The sequence below is a fragment of the Ignatzschineria sp. 22MB058224 genome (assembly GCF_058188435.1).
The window spans coordinates 1,285,935-1,307,405 of the sequence record NZ_CP187366.1; the positions used below are offsets into that span (position 1 = coordinate 1,285,935).

Genomic DNA, 21,471 nt, shown 5'->3' on the forward strand with positions numbered 1-21,471 from the left:
TTGATAGGTCATTATAGCGAATCGTTCGATTTTATGCAATATTCGCGCAATCTTAAGCCTATTTTTATGCCATTTCAGGATGCTTTGCGAAAAAATCATCAAGCGCTACTTCCGCCGGCATAAAAGACTTCAATGCAGCATCTTCTAATAACGCTTTGGCTTTTGGCAGATCTTTTATAACGCCGGGACGAGATTTCATCAATAATTTTGCCCATTCCACTTGCGCAAAATGATTCCCGCGCTCACTCGCTAATTGATAAAACTGTAAGGCCTTTGGCACATCAAGTCCAACGATTACATCATTAGCAAACATATAGCCTATTTTAAAGAGCAACTCATTATTTAGATCAGTAGCTGGTAATGAAAGAATCTTTGCCTCAACTTCTGCAATTTTAACCGCTGCTTTAGGCTCTTCATTTCTAGAGAGCAGAAGGTAACGAAGCGCTAATGCATAATCGATTTCTTCCGGCGCTTTTTCAAGCTCGATCAACCCAAGATAATAGAGTGCTTTGGTGTATCTTTTATCAGTCGCTTTTTTAAGATAGATACTCGCCTTTTGTAAATCACGACCAACATATTTTCCATCAAAATAGAATGTTCCTAAGCGGTAAAGATCAATCTTATTACCAAAGGCTGCGGAGATACGGGTGAAGAGATATTCAATCATTATGGATCCTTATTCTACTTGATAACTACGTAAATTAAGCTCATAGCGTTTACCCTTCTCATAGTAAGCAATCATCGCCGGGAGATAAAGGTCTTGTGGAGCGAGTGCTAATTCAACACGATCATCCCCGCTGCCGCTAACATAGAGATCAACTTTTGTTTTACGACCATTCACATATTCTTCACGCTGACCTTCATACTTAAAAGGTGCGCGCTCGTAAACTTTTTTACCGTTAGTAGTTTGCATTTTTTCGCTTAATGGCGCTTTATTAAGTGTTGCTTGCCAAGCGGTGGTAAAAAAGTCTTGTGCAAGCCCGGTCATTGCGGTGGTTAATTGCTCACCATTACGACCATAGATAATCGATTTATTTTTACGATCAAATGTTGCTTTTGCATATGGTTTGCCACCGCGAGTATCTTCAAAAAAGGTGGGTATCAAGCGGTTATTTTCAAAATCCCCTTTGCTAACAAATTTCATTGTCTTAAAAGGAATATTTACAGTTGTGACTAATTCATAATGGCTATTTGTATGGGTAAAAACCATCTTTGCCGGCACTTGAAACGGGCCAACAAAGTTTAATGTTACTCGATTTGGAAAGCCTTCAGCATTTGCAATAGATATCGAAAAAAGTGCGAGTACTACCAATAATAGACGTTGAATCATTACGGTTTCCTTTTAAAATTTGTGGAATGAAAAAGCACATCCCTGCTATGATAAAAAACGATCACAAAAAATGATCGATATAGATTCTAATAAGACATATTATACTGCGAAGAGGAGATGCACATGCAACCTAATTTACGTCAAAGACATTTTCTAAAACTGCTCGATTTTTCAAAAGATGAGATTCTCTACTTTGTCTCACTTGCGGAAGAATTAAAACGTGCGAAACGTGCAGGGATAGAACAACGACGATTAACTGGGAAAAATATTGCATTAATCTTCGAAAAGTCCTCTACCCGCACACGCTGTGCATCAGAAGTTGCGGCGGCAGATCAAGGAGCGACAACAAGCTATCTTGGAAGCGACGGCACGCAGATTGGCACAAAAGAGTCAATGAAAGACACTGCTCGCGTTCTTGGCGATATGTATGATGCAATTTTATATCGTGGATTTAGTCAGGATGTGTTAGAGAATGAATTAGCGGCTTATGCTGGTGTACCCGTATATAACGGCTTAACTGATGAATTTCACCCAACACAGATGCTCGCGGATCTTTTAACAATGAAAGAAAATAGCGACAAACCCATTACGGATTTTAGCTATGCTTATTTGGGTGATGCCCGCAACAATATGGGGAATTCTCATCTTGTGATGGCTGCAAAATTGGGTGTTGATTTCCGTGTTGCCGCGCCCAAACATCTTTGGCCGGAAGCTGATCTTATTGCACAATGTCAAGCGCTTGCGAAAGTGAGTGGTGCGACATTAACCTTTACCGATAGTGCCGAAGAAGCGGTAAAAGGCGTTGACTTTATTCACACAGATGTATGGGTTTCAATGGGCGAGTCGGAAGATGCATGGCGTGAGCGTATTGCCCTGTTAAAACCTTATCAAGTCAATCGTCAATTGATGCAGGCAACAGGAAATAAAAATACTAAGTTTATGCACTGTCTGCCAGCATTTCATAATCGTGAAACAAAAGTCGGCGAATGGATTTATCAAACGTTCGGGCTTGACGGTGTAGAAGTTACCGAAGAGGTTTTTGAGAGCGCTCAAGGCATTCAATTCCAACAAGCGGGGAATCGTATGCATACGATTAAAGCGGTAATGGTCGCAACTCTCGGCTAATTGCTATCATATTCTTATTATCAATAAAGCGTTTTAAAGGAAACTTTAGAACGCTTTTTTTATGGTTCATTAAAAGATTTCATCCGATCAATATGTACTAAATAACTTTTTCGGCCACTTCTAAAATAACAACAATAATCAGATAACGCCCCCCCTTCCCGATCAATATTGCGAGGCTCGATTTCCAAATATTGAGCCGAAACCACCCAGCAGCTATTGGCAAAACATCCCCAATAATAGGCATACCAGAAAGTAGTAGCGTCCAAGCACCATAACGATGAATATAATATTCCGTCTTGGGTTTTATTTTTTTTCGATTCGGAATAATCCGCCCTACAAAGAGCATAATCATACTGCCAACAGTATTAAAAATTGTTGCAATGAGCCATGCCGAAAAAGCGTAATCAGGAAATTTATGAATAAATGCAACTAAAGCAACTTCGGAGCTTCCGGGAAGAATTGTAGAAGAAGTCACACTCGAGAGCGATAAAAGTAGAAGCGACTCAGTTACCGAGACAGCCATCGTGTATCTCCTAACAACTCAACTGTTCTGGGAAAAGTTTGATTACCTCTTGAAGAATCTGCATGGCCACTTGATTCTTTTCGGCAAATGGCACTTCGATTTTTTCACCTTTATGCGTAAAGAGCCATAATTGATTCTGATCCGAGCCAAATACTTTGCCACCAGAGACATCATTAAGGCAGATCATGTCTACATTTTTACGTTGGAGTTTTGATTTCGCATTCTCTTCAATATCATCTGTTTCGGCAGCAAAGCCAATACAGAGCGCGGGGCGTTTTTTGCCCTTGGAAATCGTTGCTAAAATATCAGGGTTTTTCTTTAGCTTGAGTGTAAGCTCATCACTATCATCAGTTTTCTTGATTTTTCTATCGGCACGATTGACCACAGAATAATCTGCAACTGCTGCTGCCGCGATAAATATGTCGGCACTCTTGGTCGCAGTCTCACTTGCGCTCATCATTTCATCAGCGCTTTTCACATTAATAACAGCAATACCTTTGGGAGCAGGGATTGAAACCGGACCGGAGATAAGTGTGACATCTGCTCCTAATTGATAAGCCTTTTCTGCTAAGGCATAACCCATTTTACCGCTTGAGTAGTTACTAATATAACGAACAGGATCAATCTCCTCGATAGTTGGTCCCGCAGTAATAACAATCTTTTTACCCCGTAATGGCTGATCTAAAACTTCACCAAAATCGGCATCATGTTCGTGCTGCGCTCTAAAAAAGTGAAGAACTGCATCACGAATTGCCAATGGTTCTGGCATTCTTCCCTGCCCAACTTCACCACATGCTTGCGAACCCACTGCGGGTTCTAATAAATGAAAACCACGTTCCATCAGTGTTGCAATGTTTGCCTTAGTTGCAGGATTTGCCCACATTAAGCGATTCATCCCCGGTACTAGCATCACAGGTCTTTCGGTTGCTAAGATCATTGCGGATAATAGATCATCCGCAAAACCACCGGCAAGCTTTGCTAATGAATTTGCGCTAACCGGCGCAACGAGGATAAGATCTGCCCAACGTGCAAGTTCTATATGTCCCATTCCTGCTTCATGCTGAGGGTCAAGGAGATCAAATATCACGGGATTTCCCGATACTGCTTGCATTGTCAGTGGCGTAATAAAACTCTGCCCGCCCTTTGTCATCACAACGCGTACATTAAAATCAGCTTCTCGTAAACGTCGTACTAAATCTGGAGATTTATAAGCAGCAATACTACCGGTAACGCCTAATACAATATTCATCAATATCCTCAACGCATTTTAATACCGAACTACATCGGTACAATATCAAATTGCTCCACATTATAGAGCTCTTCCGCTTGCAGACGAATGTTTGCATCGATCTGGATTTGAAGGTCTGCCACGCTATGCGCCTCTTCATCAAGAAGACGTTCGATAACCTCAGGCGCTGCCAATACTAAAAACTCTTTCAATGTTGGGAAGCGCTTTCCATCCCGAATCAATTCACGCAAAATTTCAAAGCAAACCGTTGCACTTGTTTTGACATAGCCATTTCCTTGGCATTTTGGACAAGGTTCACAAAGAAGCTGCACCAAACTTTCGCGGGTACGTTTACGAGTCATTTGAACCAGCCCAAGAGATGTGACCTCACTAATTGAGGTGCGTGCATAATCTTGAGCTAAGTGTTCTGCAAGCTCATCTAAAACGCCCTGACGATGCTCTTCGCTCTGCATATCGATAAAATCGATAATAATAATTCCCCCAAGATTCCGGAGGCGAACCTGACGCGCCAATGCTTGTGCCGCTTCAAGGTTCGTTTTATAGATTGTTTCTTCTAAATTACGAAAACCGACAAATCCGCCAGTATTCACATCAATGGTGGTCATCGCTTCTGTCTGCTCAATAAGAAGATAACCACCCGACTTAAGATCCACACGCTTATCAAGTGCTAGATTAATTTCGCGCTCTGTATTAAAGAGATCGAAAATTGCACGAGGGCCAACATAATACTCAATGCGTTCCGTCATTTCAGGTAAGAAACGCTCTGAAAAATCGATCATGCTTTTATAACCATCCATCGAATCGATTCGAACACGTTGAATATCTTTCGAAATATAATCTCGTAAAATTCGTTGTTCTAAAGGGAAGTTACCATAAATAAGCTCCCCTACTTTTGAGGCAGCAATCTTCTCTTTCACCTCACTCCAAAGACGGCTTAAAAATTGCATATCTGCTCGAAGAACCCAAGGATCTGTCCCTTCAGCAGCTGTACGTGCAATATAGGCACCGGGAATCTCTTGCTGATAATTTTGTAACACTGTTTTGAGTCTTTCCCGCTCCTCCTCTTCTTCAATTCGTATCGATACACCAATTACATCCGAATTAGCAAGATAGACAAGGTAACACGAAGGAATCGAAATTTGTGTCGTAATACGCGCCCCTTTCGTACCTAGGGGATCACGTATTACCTGCACAATTAATTCCTGGCCTTGTGTAAGCAATTTAGTGATATCAATCGCTTCTGGATTTCGTTTTGTAGGAGTCCGTTCATTTTCTGCATCAACAGAATCATTGCAACTCTCACACTGCTCTGCTGAATACTCATTACTGCTAGTTTGAATATCACTCACATGTAAAAAGGCAGCGCGCTCTAAACCAATATCTACAAATGCTGCCTCAAGACCTGGTAAAACACGAATAACGACACCTTTATAAATATTGCCGACTAATCCACGCTTTTCATCTCGTTCAATTAACACCTCTTGAACAATCGCACTACTAATTACTGCAGCACGCGTTTCATTCGGCGTAATATTAATTAAGATTTCGTTATTATTTACCATTTTTAATTTGCTCTCTTCTCTAACATCTCTACTGCGGGCAATACTTTACCTTCTAATAATTCAAGGAATGCACCACCTGCTGTTGAGATATATGAAATATCATCTTTTAAACCAAACTCTTCTACTGCAGAAACAGTATCACCGCCACCCGCTATGGAGAACGCATCACTTTTTGCAATAGCTTCACCGAGTTTTTTTGTTCCCGCTGCAAAATTCGGGAATTCAAATACGCCCACAGGACCATTCCAAACAATTGTTTTCGCTTTTTCTAAAATCTTGCTATAAAGTTCACTGGTTTTAGGACCGATATCCATAATCATGTCATTCGGACCGATTTCATCAATCAATTTTATTGTTGCAGCAGCATCTGCTGAGAACTCAGCTCCCACTACCACATCAATTGGAAGAGGGATCTCTTTGCCTTCTTGTTCTGCACGTTTTAATAGCTTTTTTGCCTCCGGCACAAGATCTTTCTCAACGAGACTTTTACCAACTTTATACCCTTTAGCAAGAAGTAATGTATTGGTAATACCACCACCTGTAATAAGTTGATCAACCTTGTCGAGGAGTGCATTAAGCACTGTTAATTTAGTTGAAACTTTCGCCCCACCTACGATCGCAACCATCGGGCTTTCGGGATTTAATAATACTTTGGTTAAGGCATTTAACTCATTTTCAAGTAATAGTCCGGCAGCAGCCTCTTTCGCTTCCATGCCCACGCCATAAGTTGATGCAGCTTTACGGTGAGCGGTTGCAAAAGCATCCATCACATACACATCGCAAAGATTCGCCATTTTTTTAGAGAGTGTTTCATCATTGGCTTTTTCACCTTTTAAGAAACGGACATTTTCTAAAAGTTTGACTTCACCAGGCTTAATATCGACGCCATTAATCCAACTCTTCACTAACGGTACCGATTGACCTAATTTGTTCGATAACCAAACCGCAACCGGTGCTAAAGAGAATTCCTCATTCTCTTCACCTTCTGCCGGTCGACCTAAGTGAGACATGATCATCACGCCGGCGCCTTTTTTAAGAATTTTTTGGATATTAGGAAGCGCTGCCTCTAATCTTGCATCTGAAGTGATTTTTCCATCATGAATAGGGACATTTAAATCTTCTCGAACTAAAACTCGTTTCCCCTCTAAATTGAGATCTTCTAAAGTATTAAATTTCATATAATCATCCTCCTGTGGAGATTCCACTCTGATATTAATGTTGTATCGTATTGACCAATTACTCTAAACCATCTAAATAACGCTCTGCATCTAAGGCTGCCATACATCCTGTACCCGCAGAAGTAATTGCTTGACGGTAATGAGAATCCATAACATCACCTGCGGCAAACACGCCATGGACAGAGGTTATTGTTGCACCACCATCAATACCTGATTTTACAACAATATAACCATTACGCATGTTTAGTTGATCTTTGAAAATTTCCGTATTCGGTGTGTGACCAATGGCAATAAAAACACCCGGAACGGCTAGTTCTTTCACGCTATCATTAATTGTTGATGAGAGGATAACCCCTGTAACGCCGTTATCATCGCCCTTAACTTCATTTAAAACATGATTAATATGAAGTTCAATTTTCCCTTCGGCAACATGTTGATGCAATTTATCAAGCAATATTTTCTCAGCTCTAAAAGCATCACGACGATGTACTAAATGCACCTTTGAAGCTATTTGACTTAAATAGAGAGCTTCCTCCACTGCTGTATTACCACCGCCGACAACGACAACTTCTTGCCCACGATAAAAGAAACCATCACAGGTTGCACATGCTGAAACGCCACGTCCTTTATAAAACTCTTCTGACGGTAATCCTAAATATTTTGCCGATGCTCCGGTGGCAACAATTAATGCATCACATGTGTAGGTTGCATTATCCCCTTTCAAAGTAAAAGGACGATTTTGTAAATCTACTTCGTTGATGTGATCAAAAAGAATTTGGGTACCAAAGCGTTCACACTGTTCTCGCATCTGATCCATCAAAACAGGGCCTGTTAAGCCTTCAGCACCACTTGGCCAATTATCGATTTCTGTCGTAGTTGTCAATTGACCGCCCATTTGCATGCCGGTAATAACAACAGGTTTAAGATTTGCACGCGCAGCATATAAGCCCGCGGTATATCCTGCAGGACCGGAACCTAAAATAATTAACGGGTGATGAATTGTACTCATAATTTTCAAAATCCTTTTATCCGTTTAGAGATGTTAAGCATCAGCTATTATTCTCGTCAATAAACTACTACATTCGCTCTATTCTGAGGCTACCAAATAGTAGCCCGAAATAATTTATTCTTTCATTATACATTAAAACAAAGTTCTCTTTCGCACGATGACCGATAAACATTTCGACAAATAAAAAAGAGTTTGATCACCACCAAACTCTTTAAAATATTCACTATTATGGATTACTAACGTTGCGCTTTTATTTTTAACCAGTGACGCATCAACTTTTTCTGTTCTCGTTGGGTGTAAGGTTGTTTTACGTTTAATAATGAGAGCGTCTCTTTCGAAGGATAGAGCGCTTGATCATTCAGTAGATCCTGATCGACAAACTCAAAAGCAGCCTCATTAGAGGTTGCATACTCTACATAATCTGCCGCTCTTGCATTAACCTTCGCATCCAACAGAAAATCGATAAATGCATAAGCCTCATCCACATTTTTTGCATTTTTTAAGATCGCTAATTGATCAAACCAAAGTAACCCACCTTCTTTTGGAATAAAATATTCGATATCAACACCGGCATTTGCTTCTTTTGCTCGTGCTTTTGCTAAATAAAGATCTCCCGACCAACCAAGGGATAAACAAGCATCTCCATTTGCCATCGCATTAATATACTCAGAGGAATGAAATTTAGTAATGTAAGGACGAATTGCTTCTAAAACCTCATTAGCTTTTGCAAGATCTTCATCTGACGTGCTCTCTGCCGGTAATCCTAAATAACGCATTACCATTGGGTAAAACTCGCTTGGAGAATCGATAATATAGATTCCACAACTTGCAAGTTTAGAGGCATATTCAGGATTAAAGAGCAATTCCATAGAATCAAGCGGAGCATCAGGGACTAGCTCCTTAATCTTAGCCACATTATAGGCAATACCCGTCGTTCCCCACATATAAGGTACAGAGTAATCCGTCGCACCAGGAAGTTCCTCTAAACGCTCTTCAACAAATGGCCAAATATTATCGATATTTTTGAGTTTGTCTCGATCGATCTTTTGTACTGCATCTGCTTGCACCATATAAATTAAGGTGTAATCTGAAGGCACAACAATATCATAGCCTGAATTACCGGTAAGGGTTTTAGCAAGCAACACTTCATTACTATCAAACGTATCATAAATAACTTTGATTCCCGTTTTATCAGTAAACTCCGTGATCAATTCAGGATCAATATAATCCGTCCAATTATAAACACGCACTTCTTGAGCTTTTACCGCCTGACTTCCAAGCAAAAACCCCAGTGATAATAACATCGATAATTTTAACTTTTTCATCACTTTATTACTCTCCTATAAAGTGGGTAAACATAAAAGAAGCGACTGATTCAATCAATCGCTTCCCTTGTTATAACATAATTTAAGCAAAGTACGAGAAGAAACCTCTCTTTTATCAAATTGTGTTATTAAATTAGTTATCGAACGGAATGTTCTTTAATTAGTCTAATTTGAACGAGTCATGGCAAGACTTACAAGTGCCACCAAGTTTACCCATTTGTGCAGCCATTGTCTGTTTTTCGCCTGCTGCCTCTACCATTGCACCACTTTGTTCAATAAATGCAGCTAGATCTGCATCAAATTCTGCGCGGTTTTCTGCAATTTTAGGGCTTGCTTTTGTACCTTCATAAGTGCCATCAATAAATGTTGCGCCTACAGCTTTTGCCATTTCATTGATACGTGTTGCTGCTGCAACCGCTTCTTCTGGATTATAATCGATTTCACCTTTCAGCATTCCACCGAGAATACCCATATTCCAACCCGCAACAGTAAATGCTGCTTTACGATATTTAATGACCGCATCTGTATCAACCTGCGCCATAGAGATACCAGTTGTTGCAACTGCTAACATAGCAGCAAGAGCTAACTTCTTCATTGACTTCTCCTTATTAAATAAAATTTGTTTGTACATAGTTCTACTTATTGGAACATATACATCCTCTATTATAAAGGTTTTTATAAAAAAAGTGTGACAAATCAATTTCTTTGGTGAAAAAATTCTTAAAAAGGAAAATCCCCTAAAAATTTTAAGATTCTTTGCGCTTACGAAGTGCAAGATAAAACATCACTATGACAATAACACTACTGGCAATAATTGGTAAAAATGTCCAATTATCCCATTTAAGCAACAACGCAAGCAGAAACACTCCGCCAATACCGGCATACACTTTTCGGGAGGTTTCTTCTCCATGAATTTTTATCAGCTTATCCCACTCTTTATCCGCAAGATTAACTTTCAACTCACCTTTTGCAGCTTGCCTTAACATCAAATTACTATTTTGAATAACATCTGGGAGCTGCTCAATCCATATTGGAAAATCCCGTTTATATCGCTTAGCAATCGCTTTTGGGCCACGTTTTTTCTTCACGAAATCGACAAGATACGGTTTAGCGGTTGCCCAAAGATCAAGTTCAGGATAGAGCTCACGCCCCACACCTTCGATCGCAAAAAGTGTTTTTTGGAGCAACATCAATTGTGGCTGCATCTCCATTTTAAAACGTCGCGCTGTCTGAAATAACGACAATAAAAATGCACCAAATGAGATATCTTTTAACGGCTTATTAAAAATTGGCTCACATAAAGAACGGATAACCGCTTCAAAATCCCCCACTGAAGTATCCGGTGGCACCCAACCAGACTCTACATGGAGCTGTGCGACCTTCAGATAATCTCGATTAAAAAAGGCTAAAAAATTACTCGCCAAATAATGTTGATCTTGTTCATTTAATGTTCCGATAATGCCAAAATCAAGCGCGATATATGTTGGATCAGCTGGATTAGTAACATCTACAAAAATATTTCCGGGATGCATATCTGCATGGAAAAAACTATGTTCAAACACTTGAGTAAAAAAGATATCAACACTCCGTTTTGCTAAAAGCGGGATATCTACACCGAGTGCTTTAAGCGTTTCGATTTCGCCAACTGGCACACCAGAGATTCGCTCCATCACCATCACATTTTTGCGCACATAATCAATATAGATTTCTGGCACATATAAATCATGTGAATCACGAAAATTTTCACGTAATTGTGCGCCATTTGCGGCTTCAATTGTTAAGTCTAATTCATTAAGAATTGTACGTGCGTGTTCATCGACAATTTCTACGGGACGCAAGCGCTTACCATCAGGATAATAACGCTCGATCATTTGGGCAAGAATACGCATTAAGCCAATATCACGCTTGATAACTTTCTGAATATTTGGCCGAACAACCTTTACAACAACTTCTTGTCCATTAGGCAAAATAGCGCCATGCACTTGAGCTATCGAAGCCGCTGCTATTGGCGCTTTTTCAAATGATTGGAATAATTGATCAATCGATTTATCAAGTGATGTTTCAATAATATTAACAGCGATATCACTCGAAAAAGGCGGAACTCGATCTTGTAGTTTGATTAATTCATCAACGATCTCTTTATCGAGAAGGTCATAACGAGTAGAGAGCGCTTGTCCAAGTTTAATAAAGGTTGGACCGAGATTCTCAAGCGCCAAGCGAATACGCACTGCTAAAGGTGTTGATTTGTAACCATTAAATATAGATAAAAGGGGTTTTACAAAACGAAGATGGCGTAACCCTGGCACCATAAATGCAAGATCATATAGACCATAGCGTAATAATACCCACCAAATTTTTACCATCCTCAAACTTCGAGAAATCATCCGCCTATCCTTTTTTCACGCATTATTAACGATTACGATCGCAACTTATTATTTTTAGTAGACAAATCCACGGTGAATCGCAACAATCCCACCCGTTAGATTTTTATAATCCACCTCATCAAAACCTGCTTCAAGCATCATATCTCGAAGTTCTTCTTGTGGCGGATGCATTCGAATTGATTCCGAAAGATAGCGATAACTATCCCCATCTTTTGCGATAAATTCACCCATTCGTGGAATAATTTGGAAAGAGTAAAAATCGTAAAGAGTCCCCAACCCAGGAACGACAGGTTTTGAAAATTCTAATACTAAAAGACGGCCTCCTGGTTTTAAAACTCGGCGCATCTCCTTTAGTGCTTTCATTTTATCCGTAACATTCCGCAGACCAAAACCAATCGTGACAAGATCAAACGTCGCATCTTCAAAAGGAATCTGTTCAGCGTTAATTTGCTTAAATTCAACATTACCAACAATCCCTTCATTAATTAGACGTTTTCGCCCTTCCTCAAGCATAGATTCATTAATATCTGACAGAACCACTAATCCTTCTGACCCGACTCGTTTACTCAAACGTTTTGTCAAATCACCAGTGCCGCCGGCTAGGTCAAGAACTTTTTGACCACGTTTCGCACCAGAGAGTGTCATTGCAGTATTTTTCCATAAACGATGAATCCCGAAGCTCATCACATCATTCATCACATCATAGCGACTTGCGACAGAATGAAATACTTCTGCGACTTTTGCTTCTTTTTCATCACGATCGACAGTTTGATAACCAAAATGCGTTTTTTCTTCAGACATATCTCTGCATCCTTTTCTAATAATTCTGAAATAATAACAAAAATCGATATTTATTACCTGATAATAAGTGCTTTTTCCATATCTGTACCAATGATTAATCACGCCCAAAAATGGATAATACACCTTCAATCGAAGGTTTTACACCAAACCAGAATTCAAATGCATAAACACCCTGCTCAATCAACATTCCCAAACCATCATAGGCTGCAGAACCACCATTATTTTCAATATAGCGCATAAAAACAGTGGGCTCATGGCTATACACAAGGTCATATCCAACTGTTTTAGAACAAATCACGCCGAGCGGCAAATCAGGAAATGATTGCTGTAAGGAAGCGCTAGTACCGTTAATAATCAAATCAAACTCATCTTTTACATCACTCCAAGCAGTTGCACGAATATTGCCATATTGCTTAAACTCTTTTGCAAGCTGTATCGCTTTAGTTTGTGTACGATTACTCAATACAACTAAATTTGGATTTTTCTCTAAAAGTGGCTGCAAAATACCTCTTACCGCACCACCTGCACCTAACACCAAAACTTTCTTTCCAGTAATTTCTATATTTTTTGTGACAGTAATATCCCGAATTAATCCAATTCCATCAGTATTATGCCCACTGATCGTACCATTACTCTCTATACGAATAGTATTAACTGCTTTCGCAACTTGCGCTTCTACGGTTAAGCGATCACATAACGATAGGATCATCTCTTTAAAAGGCACCGTGATATTCGCACCCAATATCCCTTTTTCTTGCCAGTTTTTAACTATTTCTTTAAATTGATCAAGCGGGACTAATACTCTTAAATATTCTAAATTCACCCCGCTATTTTTTGCGAACTGCATCTGCATTTCTGGGGATTTTGAATGAGCCACCGGATTACCAAAAATCACACATAAATGTTGACTCATCATTTACTCTCCGCGTAAAAAAAGTTTATCAAGATCCGTAAGTGCTAGTGAACGCCATGTTGGGCGTCCATGATTACATTGCCCAGAACGCTCTGTTCGTTCCATATCTCGAAGTAAAGCATTCATCTCTGGAAGCGTCAGGCGCCGATGATGGCGAATAGCGCTATGACAAGCCATTGTTGATAAAATATCATTCATATGTTCAGTAATTTTTTGGCTCGACCCATAACGATCTAGGTCTGTTAAAACTCCTTGAACAAGTTTTTCGATATCTGCCCGAATAAGGCTTGCCGGAACTTCACGAATTACAATACTGTTATGACTGAGTACTTCTAGTAACAAACCTAAAGAGAGCAGCTCACGCTGAAACTCCTCCACGATTGCAATCTCCTTACTTCCAACATCCATTGTTTTGGGGATCAACAATGCTTGACGCACAATCCCCTCTTGGGATGCAACAGCATTTTTAAAACGCTCATAAATAATACGCTCATGTGCAGCATGCATATCAACCAAAACCAATCCATCACGATTCTCAGCTAAGATATAAGCTTCATGAAGCTGACCTAGAGCATATCCCAGGGGTGCTTCATCAGTATTTTCTCCATCGCTGTTTAATCGTTCTTCAGTATTTAACACAGAATGAGTCTGAGGCTCGTTGAAGTTTTTTATCGAGTCTAGAGAAATCCCGCCAGCACCAAGCGCTTCATATAAATTTATAGGATTATAACTTTTAGAAGGAATACTTCCATTCCCAAAACTAAACCTGTGTTGTCGAGAGGGCGGAAGGAGTCCTTCTTCTGATGTAGCAGTAACAGAGGGTTCTAATGAAGCGACAACCGGCAAAGCTTCACTGCCCTCTAGGACTTCAGGTTTCGAAATCACATAGTTAAGCGTACTAAAGATAAAATCATGCACGATTCGTGATTCCCGAAAACGTACTTCATGTTTTTGTGGATGTGCATTCACATCGACTGATGCAGGATCCAACGTTAAATAGATCACAAAGGCCGGATGCTTATCACTATACATCACATCTCTATATGCTTGACGAATAGCATGAGCAACAAGACGATCTTTCACCATACGGCCATTCACATAGACATATTGCCAATCATTACTATTTCGAAAAAAAGTTGGTTTTGCCAACCATCCCTCAAGTGTTAAAACTCTAGTGATTCCCTGTTCATCAAGCACAATCTCTTTCGTATGCGAAAAGTGAAAACTATTCTCTAAAAAATCTTGATTAAATACCGTCCCAATTCGTACTTGTTGCTCGTCAATATTTGATGCAATTGGAGCGGTAAAAACCGTTTTACCATTATGAATTAATGTAAAACTAATATCGAAACGAATAAGTGCTAACCGCTTTACAAGCGTTTCAATATGGCTAAACTCTGTACGTTCAGTACGGAGAAATTTACGGCGAGCAGGCACATTAAAGAAGAGATCATAAACCTCGATACGTGTTCCCTCTGGCAATGAGGCAGGCATTGGTTCGTTGATCTCATCATGCCCTCTTCCATTTACTTTAAAGGCATATTCAGTGCCATTGGCCTTTGAAATAAGCGTCAAACGTGACACCGCCGCAATACTAGGCAATGCCTCTCCTCGAAATCCGAGTGTAGCAATCTCTACTAAATCATCTGCATGCCGAATTTTACTCGTTGAGTGGCTCGATAATGCCAAATTTAGATCATCTTTAACAATCCCATGACCGTTATCTTGGACAATAATATGATCCATTCCACCACTTTTAATATCAATAGTAATTTCGGTAGAACCTGCATCTATACTATTTTCAACCAACTCTTTCACGATAGATGCTGGTCTTTCAACAACCTCACCTGCCGCTATTTGATTGATAACATGAGGATCTAACTTGGCAATTCGCCGATTCATACTAAGTCCTTCTTGCTATTTATAACAAAGATAAATAAAAACGCCTGAGAAAAAATCTACAGGCGTTTTTATGATACCAAAAAATATTCGCGTAAAAAGTACTAGTTCATTTGAGTCGTCATTCGATCCATCAAATCTTCTAAGTAATTAAGCGTGAGAACAGGCAATACATCAATACGTGTTTTGCCATCCCCAATATTATTCACGCGAATATAATAGACCTCTCCTTCACGATCATACTTTGTGAAAAAGAAGAAACGCCGTTTCTTTACCGTACGTCCCACACGATAGGTGTTAATGCCAGAGTAACTTTCAAGAACATTAAACACCGCACCATCATCTAAAATATTCCCGAGCTGTTTCCAGACATCTTGTTGATCTCTGTTATTAATGACAAGCGTAGTCCCTTCCCGTTCAACCGCGGGAAGCACGCCCTTTCCCAAGGCGCTTTGGCCATCACCTCCTAACCGCGCGGCTAGGCGGGCAATAAACTCTGCTTCTAGCTCAGGATCTCCCGGGGCATCAACCCAACGATGAAACTGATCATCATTTCCTGTTGCTTCATCTTTCATTGCATAGTGAGTAACATAGACTAACGTACGATCTCCATCTTTTTCTAAACGAATTTTAAACTTATCACGAGAAGATGAACCAAAAAGATTACTTGCGATACGCTTAATCAAACCACGAATTAAACCATCAGGAACATCTGCCTGATTTTCAGCCCATTTAGTTTCGATAAGGCCTGCATCAGGTGACTGTGATTCGATTTCTAACCCTAACTCACGAAGCAATAGTTGAGTTTGTTGCCAAACAAAATCAGGCGTATGACCGGTATTAATCCAACGACGTCCATTTTCAGACTCCACAAAAGTGACACCGTTATCAGAATTTGCAGCTAACACCTTAGCGACTACCTGTTTCTGATGTTGGCGATACTCTTGGAGCGAAGTTGTCGCACTAGTATCCGTTTGAGTACGTTTCACCAAATTGGGCGGATATTCAAGCGGATTTACCTGAGATGATTTCAAATAACGCAAACTATCTCTAGACTGCACTTTCTGAGTAGAGCAGCCGCTTATTATTAAGCCAGATAGCAACACTGCAAACGCTATTTTTTTTGTATACATGGACTAACCTTTACTGAATATAAATTCTTGTCATTGTACGAGGAATTCAAGTAACTACCAAATAAATTTTCTTAAGAATTATACCCGAAAAATCTATTTAGTGTTTGTTTATCTATTTAATTCTGTAGCTTATATCAAAATTTTCTTAAATAAGCCCAACTTTTCTCATAGCTTCTTGAACTGTCAAATGATATTGAGGATTTAAAGGAACAAGAGGTAAGCGAATTCCTGCATTAATTTTACCCATTTGCTGAAGAGCCCATTTAACGGGAATCGGGTTTGTCTCTAAAAAAAGAATATGATGCAGTTCTTTAATTTGTTCATTAATTTCATATGCACGTGCCTCGTCACCTTTTAAAGCTGCTTGAATCATTTCATGCATTTGAAGAGGGACGATATTGGCCGTTACAGAAATAACGCCTTTTGCCCCTGCCAAAACACATTGAGCAGCAATTCCATCCTCACCCGTCAATACATCAATTTTATCACCAACACGGCGGATTAATTGCTCTACACGCTCAAAATTACTTGCCTCTTTTATTGCAACGATATTTTTAATATTCGCAAGTTTTTCAACGGTATCAACTTGAATATCTGATGCAGTTCTTCCTGGTACATTATAAAGAATTTGTGGAATATCTACTGTTTCCGCAATTAACTTAAAGTGTTGAAAAAGACCTTCTTGTGGAGGTTTATTATAGTAAGGAGCAACGAGTAAACATGCATCTACACCATCCTCAGCCGCCCAATGCGTAAGACGAATCGCTTCTTCAGTTGAATTACCACCGGTTCCGGCAATAACGGGCACTCGACCGCGAACATACTGCACAACGCGCTTCACAACTTCACGGTGCTCATCAAAATTAATCGTAGCTGACTCACCAGTTGTACCTACTGCGACTAGTGCGTCTGTCTTATTTTCGATATGAAATTCAACAAGTTTTTCAAACGAGTCAAAATCGATACGACCATCAGGAAACATCGGAGTTGCAATCGCAACAATACTACCACCAAACATAGACTCTCTCCTTACAACTTTTCTCTGAGTGATTAAGAAGAAAAACTCCCAACCACTGCTATTTTAGTATAATTGATACTGGCGCATGATCCGAAGGACGCTCCATGGCTCTATACTTCACATGAACTGCAGATGATATAAAACGGCGGCTCAATCTTCTTGATAATAATAGATGATCAATGCGAATGCCACTATTTTTCTCAAATCCACCTTGGCGATAATCCCACCATGTAAAAAGACCTTTAGGAGATGCTTCAATTCGGAGCCCATCCACTAACCCTAGCGCTAAAATTTTTTGATAAGACTCTCGCTCTTGATCAGTACATAATATTTTTCCCTTCCAAGAAAGCGGATTATGAACATCATCGTCAGTTGGGGCAATATTAAAATCTCCCAATACCACAAGCTCGGAATAGCGCTTTAAACTTTTTTCAACATAGTCAGTGAAGGCTGCTAACCACTTAAGTTTATATTGATATTTTTCAGACTCAGGAGATTGGCCATTAGGCACATAAGCATTAATCACTCTGACACCATCAATAGTACCCGCAATAACCCTTTTTTCGGAATCTTCATACCCTGGGATATCATATTCAATATCAAAGATCTCTTTTTTTGATAACAGCGCAACACCGTTATACGTTGGCTGAGCATTAAAAGCAAAGTGAAGCCCTTGAGTTTCTATCTCATGAACAGGAAATTGATCATTATTACACTTTAACTCTTGTAGGCCAATCACATCGGGTTGTTCAGCTTCTATAAAATTGGTCAACTGTTCTAAGCGAACTTTAATTGAATTAAGATTCCAAGTCGTTATTTTCATTGTTTATACTATTCTTCTCTATCGATAATTTGAATTCACTTCCCCATTCTACCTATATTTTGCGATTTCCCCAAAATGCTTTTATCACTGGATTTTTTTACTTTAACAAACAACTTTCTTGCATTTTTTTTCACAAAACTAGTGTAGAATAAATCGTTTATAGACGCGACATAATGACAGGAAGGAGTAAATAATGCCGGCTGATAGTATACGTTCCATTTTAAAACTCATTAAGGAGAAGGAAATTTTATTTGTAGACCTACGCTTAACAGATATGGTCGGACAGGAGCACCACTTTACTATCCCAGCACGACAGGTGAATGAAGAACTTTTTACTCAAGGAAAATTCTTTGATGGCTCAAGTTTTCAAGGTTGGAAGCAGACTGAATCATCTGACATGATTTTAATGCCTGACCCCACAAGCGCATTTATTGACCCCCTTATTAAACACCCAACACTCGTTTTAATTTGTGATGTTCTCGAACCTGATACAAAAGATTACTACTCTCGGGATCCTCGGGCACTTGCAAAACGTGCCGAAAGCTACTTACAAGCAACAGGAATTGCTGATACTGCATTTTTTGGCCCTGAAAACGAATTTTTCATCTTTGATAATGTTCAATATAATGTTGCACCCGATAATGTAAGTTATGAACTCAATTCAAATACATCTTATTGGGATTCTTCCAAAAAAGAATCCTATTCAGGCCACTATGCAGAACACCAAGGTGGCTACTCTCCGCTCCAGCCGGTCGATAAGCTACATGATATACGTAATGAAATTGTCGTAAATGCAGAAAAAACTGGATTGGAAATTGAAATTCATCACCGTGAAGTTGCTTCCGCTGGCCAATGTGAAATTGGGGCAAAGTTTAACACACTTCTTCAAAAAGCAGATGAGGTTCAGCGATTAAAATATATCGTCAAAAGCACGGTAGACCTTTGTGGAAAAAGCGCAACCTTCTTGCCAAAACCCTATTTTGGTGAAAATGGTTCTGGAATGCATGTCCATATCTCTCTCTTTAAAAATAATGAGAATATCTTCTGTGGATCTGAATACAGCAATTTATCAGAAACAGCACTCTATTTTATCGGTGGTATTATTAAACACGCAAAAGCACTAAACGCTTTTACTAACGCTTCGACAAACAGTTATAAACGTTTAGTACCACATTACGAGGCACCGGTATTACTCGCATATTCTGCCAAAAATCGAACCGCATCCATCCGTATTCCTTACGTTGCCAATGAAAAAGCACGCCGCATTGAAATTCGTTTCCCTGACGCAACCGGCAATAGCTATTTTTCCTTCGCAGCACTTCTTATGGCCGGTCTTGATGGTATAAAAAATAAAATTCATCCTGGAGGCGCTTCTGATGAGAATCTTTACGATCTCTCGAGTGATCTATTAAAAGCAATTCCCAAGGTTTCTAAAAATCTTGATGAGGCATTACACGCATTAAACGAAGACCGAGAGTTCTTATTAGAAGGTGGCGTTTTCACCAATGAAATGATTGATGCATATATCCGCCTTAAGCAAGCAGAAATCAATAAAGTTGCAGAGACACCGCATCCTATGGAATACAAACTTTATTATTCAATTTAACATTTAATACAATTCATATGAAAAGAGCCCCTATTAAGTATAATAGGGGCCTTTTTTATAAGCTAAATATATTAGTCTTTATTATTAGAATCTAATTCTTCTGAATTGATTTTTTGATAGATCTCTTCTCGATAGATCTTTACATTTTGTGGCGCATCAACACCAATTCGAACCTGTTTGCCTTTATAGTCCAATACAGTTACAACTATGTCGTCATTTATAATAAACCGTTCACCAGGCTTTCGTGTAAAAATTAACAACCATCCCTCCTTATTATATCGAAGGCATTAAAATGTAAACTATATTACGTTAGTATTATAATTTTTATGAAAAATAATAATAAACATTATTTTTTTACTAGTCAACATAACATTTTACATATAAATTCGAATTATCGACCCTTCAATAACCTTTCTCTTCTCAACTTTGTACGTTCAGTAGCAATGGATTTTCTCCATTGAGCAATTTTTTGATGGTCGCCCGAAAAAAGAACCTCGGGCACTTTTAACCCATTAATTTCTCTAGGACGGGCATAATGAGGGTGATCAAGTAGATCTCCCTCAGAAAATGAGTCACAAATATGCGATGACTCATTTGATATAGCTCCTGGCAATAGACGTACAATCGAATCAATCACAACCGCAGCGGCTAGCTCTCCACCTGATAAAACATAATTACCGATTGATAACTCCAAATCAATTTCACTATCAATCAAACGCTGATCGACACCTTCATAGCGACCGCATAGTATGACAATATGCTCTAATTCAGCAAATTTTCGCACCAGTGGTTGTTCCAAAAGATCACCTTGTGGCGACATGTAAATTCTAAATCCTCGGCTCCCTCGAAAATCTTCTATTTCATCAAGCGTTTTCTTCAATGGCTCATAAAGCATCACCATGCCCGGACCGCCTCCATAAGGACGTGAATCTACTGTATGATGCCGATCCGTCGTATATTCTCGAGGATTCCAAAAACGAAGTTCAAAAATACCGGCTTTGTAGGCTCTACTAACAATGCCATCCGTTAAAACAGGCGTAATAAGATCAGGAATTAATCCTATGATATCAATAATCATTCTTCATCCAAATCCCAATCTACTTGTATATAACCTTCTTCGAGATTAATTTCCATTATGATATATTCCAATGAGTAAGGAATTAAAATCTCACCATATTCACCTTTAACAGCGATAACATCATTAGCACCCGTTTCAAAAATATCTTCAATAATACCTAGCAAAATATCATCGTGATTAAATACCTTCAAACCATAAAGATCTACCCAATATACCTCATTTTCACAAAGTTTTGGAAGATCATCTTTATCAAGATATAACTCCTTACCCAATAAGTTTTCAACAGAATCTCTTGAATCATAACCTTTAAATTTTAGCAGGATATGCTTACTATGCTTTTGCCCTACCTCAACTTCGAGCTCTTGCCATTCATGCTCATTACGTCTGATATAAAACCGCTTATACTCCAAAATTCCTTCACGAGGACGTGTTTCTGAAAAAACTTTAATAAAGCCCTTCACGCCATGAAATCCATTAATTTTACCAATATTAATTTTTTTTGTGCCCAACATTTA

The 21,471-nt window shown here is 39.2% G+C and carries 21 protein-coding genes; 2 read left to right on the forward strand and 19 right to left on the reverse strand.

Annotation, left to right across the window (positions count from 1 at the left end):
* Window positions 1-64 precede the first annotated feature (64 nt).
* A complete protein-coding gene (locus ACPF7B_RS05565; RefSeq protein ID WP_490504849.1) occupies window positions 65-667 on the reverse strand; it encodes a tetratricopeptide repeat protein in 603 nt (200 codons plus the stop codon).
* 9 nt (window positions 668-676) lie between these two features.
* On the reverse strand, window positions 677-1,330 hold the full coding sequence (locus tag ACPF7B_RS05570; RefSeq protein WP_490504850.1) for a hypothetical protein: 654 nt from the start codon (window positions 1,328-1,330) through the stop codon (window positions 677-679).
* Window positions 1,331-1,453: 123 nt separating this feature from the next.
* On the opposite strand from ACPF7B_RS05570, the gene argF reads away from it, so the two are divergent.
* Complete coding sequence (argF, locus tag ACPF7B_RS05575) at window positions 1,454-2,455, forward strand: ornithine carbamoyltransferase (RefSeq protein ID WP_490504851.1); 1,002 nt, start codon at window positions 1,454-1,456, stop codon at window positions 2,453-2,455.
* Window positions 2,456-2,552: 97 nt separating this feature from the next.
* Here argF and ACPF7B_RS05580 read toward each other — a convergent pair whose 3' ends face one another.
* From ACPF7B_RS05580 to xth, 14 genes are all read right to left on the reverse strand, one after another.
* Window positions 2,553-2,978, reverse strand: coding sequence for a YqaA family protein (locus ACPF7B_RS05580; protein WP_490504852.1), 426 nt, complete (start codon window positions 2,976-2,978; stop codon window positions 2,553-2,555).
* Window positions 2,979-2,988: 10 nt separating this feature from the next.
* Entirely contained in the window at window positions 2,989-4,227 is a 1,239-nt protein-coding gene (gene coaBC / locus ACPF7B_RS05585) for a bifunctional phosphopantothenoylcysteine decarboxylase/phosphopantothenate--cysteine ligase CoaBC (protein WP_490504853.1), read from the reverse strand.
* Between the two features lie 29 nt (window positions 4,228-4,256).
* On the reverse strand, window positions 4,257-5,789 hold the full coding sequence (gene rng, locus ACPF7B_RS05590; protein ID WP_490504854.1) for a ribonuclease G: 1,533 nt from the start codon (window positions 5,787-5,789) through the stop codon (window positions 4,257-4,259).
* Between the two features lie 2 nt (window positions 5,790-5,791).
* Window positions 5,792-6,967, reverse strand: coding sequence for a phosphoglycerate kinase (locus ACPF7B_RS05595; protein WP_490504855.1), 1,176 nt, complete (start codon window positions 6,965-6,967; stop codon window positions 5,792-5,794).
* Between the two features lie 58 nt (window positions 6,968-7,025).
* A complete protein-coding gene (trxB, locus tag ACPF7B_RS05600) occupies window positions 7,026-7,976 on the reverse strand; it encodes a thioredoxin-disulfide reductase (RefSeq protein WP_490504856.1) in 951 nt (316 codons plus the stop codon).
* Between the two features lie 236 nt (window positions 7,977-8,212).
* On the reverse strand, window positions 8,213-9,301 hold the full coding sequence (locus tag ACPF7B_RS05605; RefSeq protein WP_490504857.1) for a polyamine ABC transporter substrate-binding protein: 1,089 nt from the start codon (window positions 9,299-9,301) through the stop codon (window positions 8,213-8,215).
* 160 nt (window positions 9,302-9,461) lie between these two features.
* The gene (locus tag ACPF7B_RS05610) at window positions 9,462-9,896 is read right to left on the reverse strand and encodes a c-type cytochrome (RefSeq protein WP_490504858.1); all 435 of its coding nucleotides are present in this window, start codon (window positions 9,894-9,896) and stop codon (window positions 9,462-9,464) included.
* A 151-nt stretch (window positions 9,897-10,047) separates the two neighbouring features.
* Complete coding sequence (gene ubiB / locus ACPF7B_RS05615; RefSeq protein ID WP_490504859.1) at window positions 10,048-11,685, reverse strand: ubiquinone biosynthesis regulatory protein kinase UbiB; 1,638 nt, start codon at window positions 11,683-11,685, stop codon at window positions 10,048-10,050.
* Window positions 11,686-11,739: 54 nt separating this feature from the next.
* Entirely contained in the window at window positions 11,740-12,486 is a 747-nt protein-coding gene (ubiE, locus tag ACPF7B_RS05620) for a bifunctional demethylmenaquinone methyltransferase/2-methoxy-6-polyprenyl-1,4-benzoquinol methylase UbiE (RefSeq protein WP_490504860.1), read from the reverse strand.
* 94 nt (window positions 12,487-12,580) lie between these two features.
* Window positions 12,581-13,402, reverse strand: coding sequence for a shikimate dehydrogenase (gene aroE, locus ACPF7B_RS05625; RefSeq protein WP_490504861.1), 822 nt, complete (start codon window positions 13,400-13,402; stop codon window positions 12,581-12,583).
* The gene (gene mutL / locus ACPF7B_RS05630; protein ID WP_490504862.1) at window positions 13,403-15,301 is read right to left on the reverse strand and encodes a DNA mismatch repair endonuclease MutL; all 1,899 of its coding nucleotides are present in this window, start codon (window positions 15,299-15,301) and stop codon (window positions 13,403-13,405) included.
* Between the two features lie 101 nt (window positions 15,302-15,402).
* Window positions 15,403-16,431 carry a hypothetical protein gene (locus tag ACPF7B_RS05635; protein ID WP_490504863.1) on the reverse strand — a complete coding sequence of 343 codons (1,029 nt, stop codon included), beginning with the start codon at window positions 16,429-16,431 and terminating at the stop codon, window positions 15,403-15,405.
* A gap of 145 nt (window positions 16,432-16,576) precedes the next feature.
* Window positions 16,577-17,449: a 4-hydroxy-tetrahydrodipicolinate synthase gene (gene dapA, locus ACPF7B_RS05640; protein ID WP_490504864.1), complete on the reverse strand. Its 873-nt coding sequence runs from the start codon at window positions 17,447-17,449 to the stop codon at window positions 16,577-16,579.
* Window positions 17,450-17,507: 58 nt separating this feature from the next.
* Window positions 17,508-18,272 (reverse strand): exodeoxyribonuclease III, encoded by a 765-nt coding sequence (xth, locus tag ACPF7B_RS05645; RefSeq protein WP_490504865.1) that lies wholly within the window; start codon window positions 18,270-18,272, stop codon window positions 17,508-17,510.
* A 193-nt stretch (window positions 18,273-18,465) separates the two neighbouring features.
* Between xth and glnA the strand changes: the two genes are divergently transcribed.
* Window positions 18,466-19,878 (forward strand): type I glutamate--ammonia ligase, encoded by a 1,413-nt coding sequence (gene glnA, locus ACPF7B_RS05650; protein ID WP_490504866.1) that lies wholly within the window; start codon window positions 18,466-18,468, stop codon window positions 19,876-19,878.
* 71 nt (window positions 19,879-19,949) lie between these two features.
* On the opposite strand, the gene csrA is transcribed toward glnA, so the two are convergent.
* The 3 genes from csrA to rimM all read right to left on the reverse strand — a co-directional run bounded on the left by csrA (window position 19,950) and on the right by rimM (window position 21,468).
* The gene (gene csrA / locus ACPF7B_RS05655) at window positions 19,950-20,138 is read right to left on the reverse strand and encodes a carbon storage regulator CsrA (protein ID WP_490504867.1); all 189 of its coding nucleotides are present in this window, start codon (window positions 20,136-20,138) and stop codon (window positions 19,950-19,952) included.
* A gap of 131 nt (window positions 20,139-20,269) precedes the next feature.
* The gene (gene trmD / locus ACPF7B_RS05660; protein WP_490504868.1) at window positions 20,270-20,956 is read right to left on the reverse strand and encodes a tRNA (guanosine(37)-N1)-methyltransferase TrmD; all 687 of its coding nucleotides are present in this window, start codon (window positions 20,954-20,956) and stop codon (window positions 20,270-20,272) included.
* Complete coding sequence (gene rimM, locus ACPF7B_RS05665; protein WP_490504869.1) at window positions 20,953-21,468, reverse strand: ribosome maturation factor RimM; 516 nt, start codon at window positions 21,466-21,468, stop codon at window positions 20,953-20,955. Before rimM ends, trmD begins: the two co-directional genes overlap by 4 nt.
* Window positions 21,469-21,471 lie beyond the last annotated feature (3 nt).

Bases quoted from the DNA above. Each gene is read 5' to 3' on its own strand.
- ACPF7B_RS05565 (WP_490504849.1), bottom strand. From the start codon at position 667: ATGATTGAATATCTCTTCACCCGTATCTCCGCAGCCTTTGGTAATAAG.
- ACPF7B_RS05570 (WP_490504850.1), bottom strand. From the start codon at position 1,330: ATGATTCAACGTCTATTATTGGTAGTACTCGCACTTTTTTCGATATCT.
- argF (WP_490504851.1), top strand. From the start codon at position 1,454: ATGCAACCTAATTTACGTCAAAGACATTTTCTAAAACTGCTCGATTTT.
- ACPF7B_RS05580 (WP_490504852.1), bottom strand. From the start codon at position 2,978: ATGGCTGTCTCGGTAACTGAGTCGCTTCTACTTTTATCGCTCTCGAGT.
- coaBC (WP_490504853.1), bottom strand. From the start codon at position 4,227: ATGAATATTGTATTAGGCGTTACCGGTAGTATTGCTGCTTATAAATCT.
- rng (WP_490504854.1), bottom strand. From the start codon at position 5,789: ATGGTAAATAATAACGAAATCTTAATTAATATTACGCCGAATGAAACG.
- ACPF7B_RS05595 (WP_490504855.1), bottom strand. From the start codon at position 6,967: ATGAAATTTAATACTTTAGAAGATCTCAATTTAGAGGGGAAACGAGTT.
- trxB (WP_490504856.1), bottom strand. From the start codon at position 7,976: ATGAGTACAATTCATCACCCGTTAATTATTTTAGGTTCCGGTCCTGCA.
- ACPF7B_RS05605 (WP_490504857.1), bottom strand. From the start codon at position 9,301: ATGAAAAAGTTAAAATTATCGATGTTATTATCACTGGGGTTTTTGCTT.
- ACPF7B_RS05610 (WP_490504858.1), bottom strand. From the start codon at position 9,896: ATGAAGAAGTTAGCTCTTGCTGCTATGTTAGCAGTTGCAACAACTGGT.
- ubiB (WP_490504859.1), bottom strand. From the start codon at position 11,685: ATGATTTCTCGAAGTTTGAGGATGGTAAAAATTTGGTGGGTATTATTA.
- ubiE (WP_490504860.1), bottom strand. From the start codon at position 12,486: ATGTCTGAAGAAAAAACGCATTTTGGTTATCAAACTGTCGATCGTGAT.
- aroE (WP_490504861.1), bottom strand. From the start codon at position 13,402: ATGATGAGTCAACATTTATGTGTGATTTTTGGTAATCCGGTGGCTCAT.
- mutL (WP_490504862.1), bottom strand. From the start codon at position 15,301: ATGAATCGGCGAATTGCCAAGTTAGATCCTCATGTTATCAATCAAATA.
- ACPF7B_RS05635 (WP_490504863.1), bottom strand. From the start codon at position 16,431: ATGTATACAAAAAAAATAGCGTTTGCAGTGTTGCTATCTGGCTTAATA.
- dapA (WP_490504864.1), bottom strand. From the start codon at position 17,449: ATGTTTGGTGGTAGTATTGTTGCGATTGCAACTCCGATGTTTCCTGAT.
- xth (WP_490504865.1), bottom strand. From the start codon at position 18,272: ATGAAAATAACGACTTGGAATCTTAATTCAATTAAAGTTCGCTTAGAA.
- glnA (WP_490504866.1), top strand. From the start codon at position 18,466: ATGCCGGCTGATAGTATACGTTCCATTTTAAAACTCATTAAGGAGAAG.
- trmD (WP_490504868.1), bottom strand. From the start codon at position 20,956: ATGATTATTGATATCATAGGATTAATTCCTGATCTTATTACGCCTGTT.
- rimM (WP_490504869.1), bottom strand. From the start codon at position 21,468: ATGTTGGGCACAAAAAAAATTAATATTGGTAAAATTAATGGATTTCAT.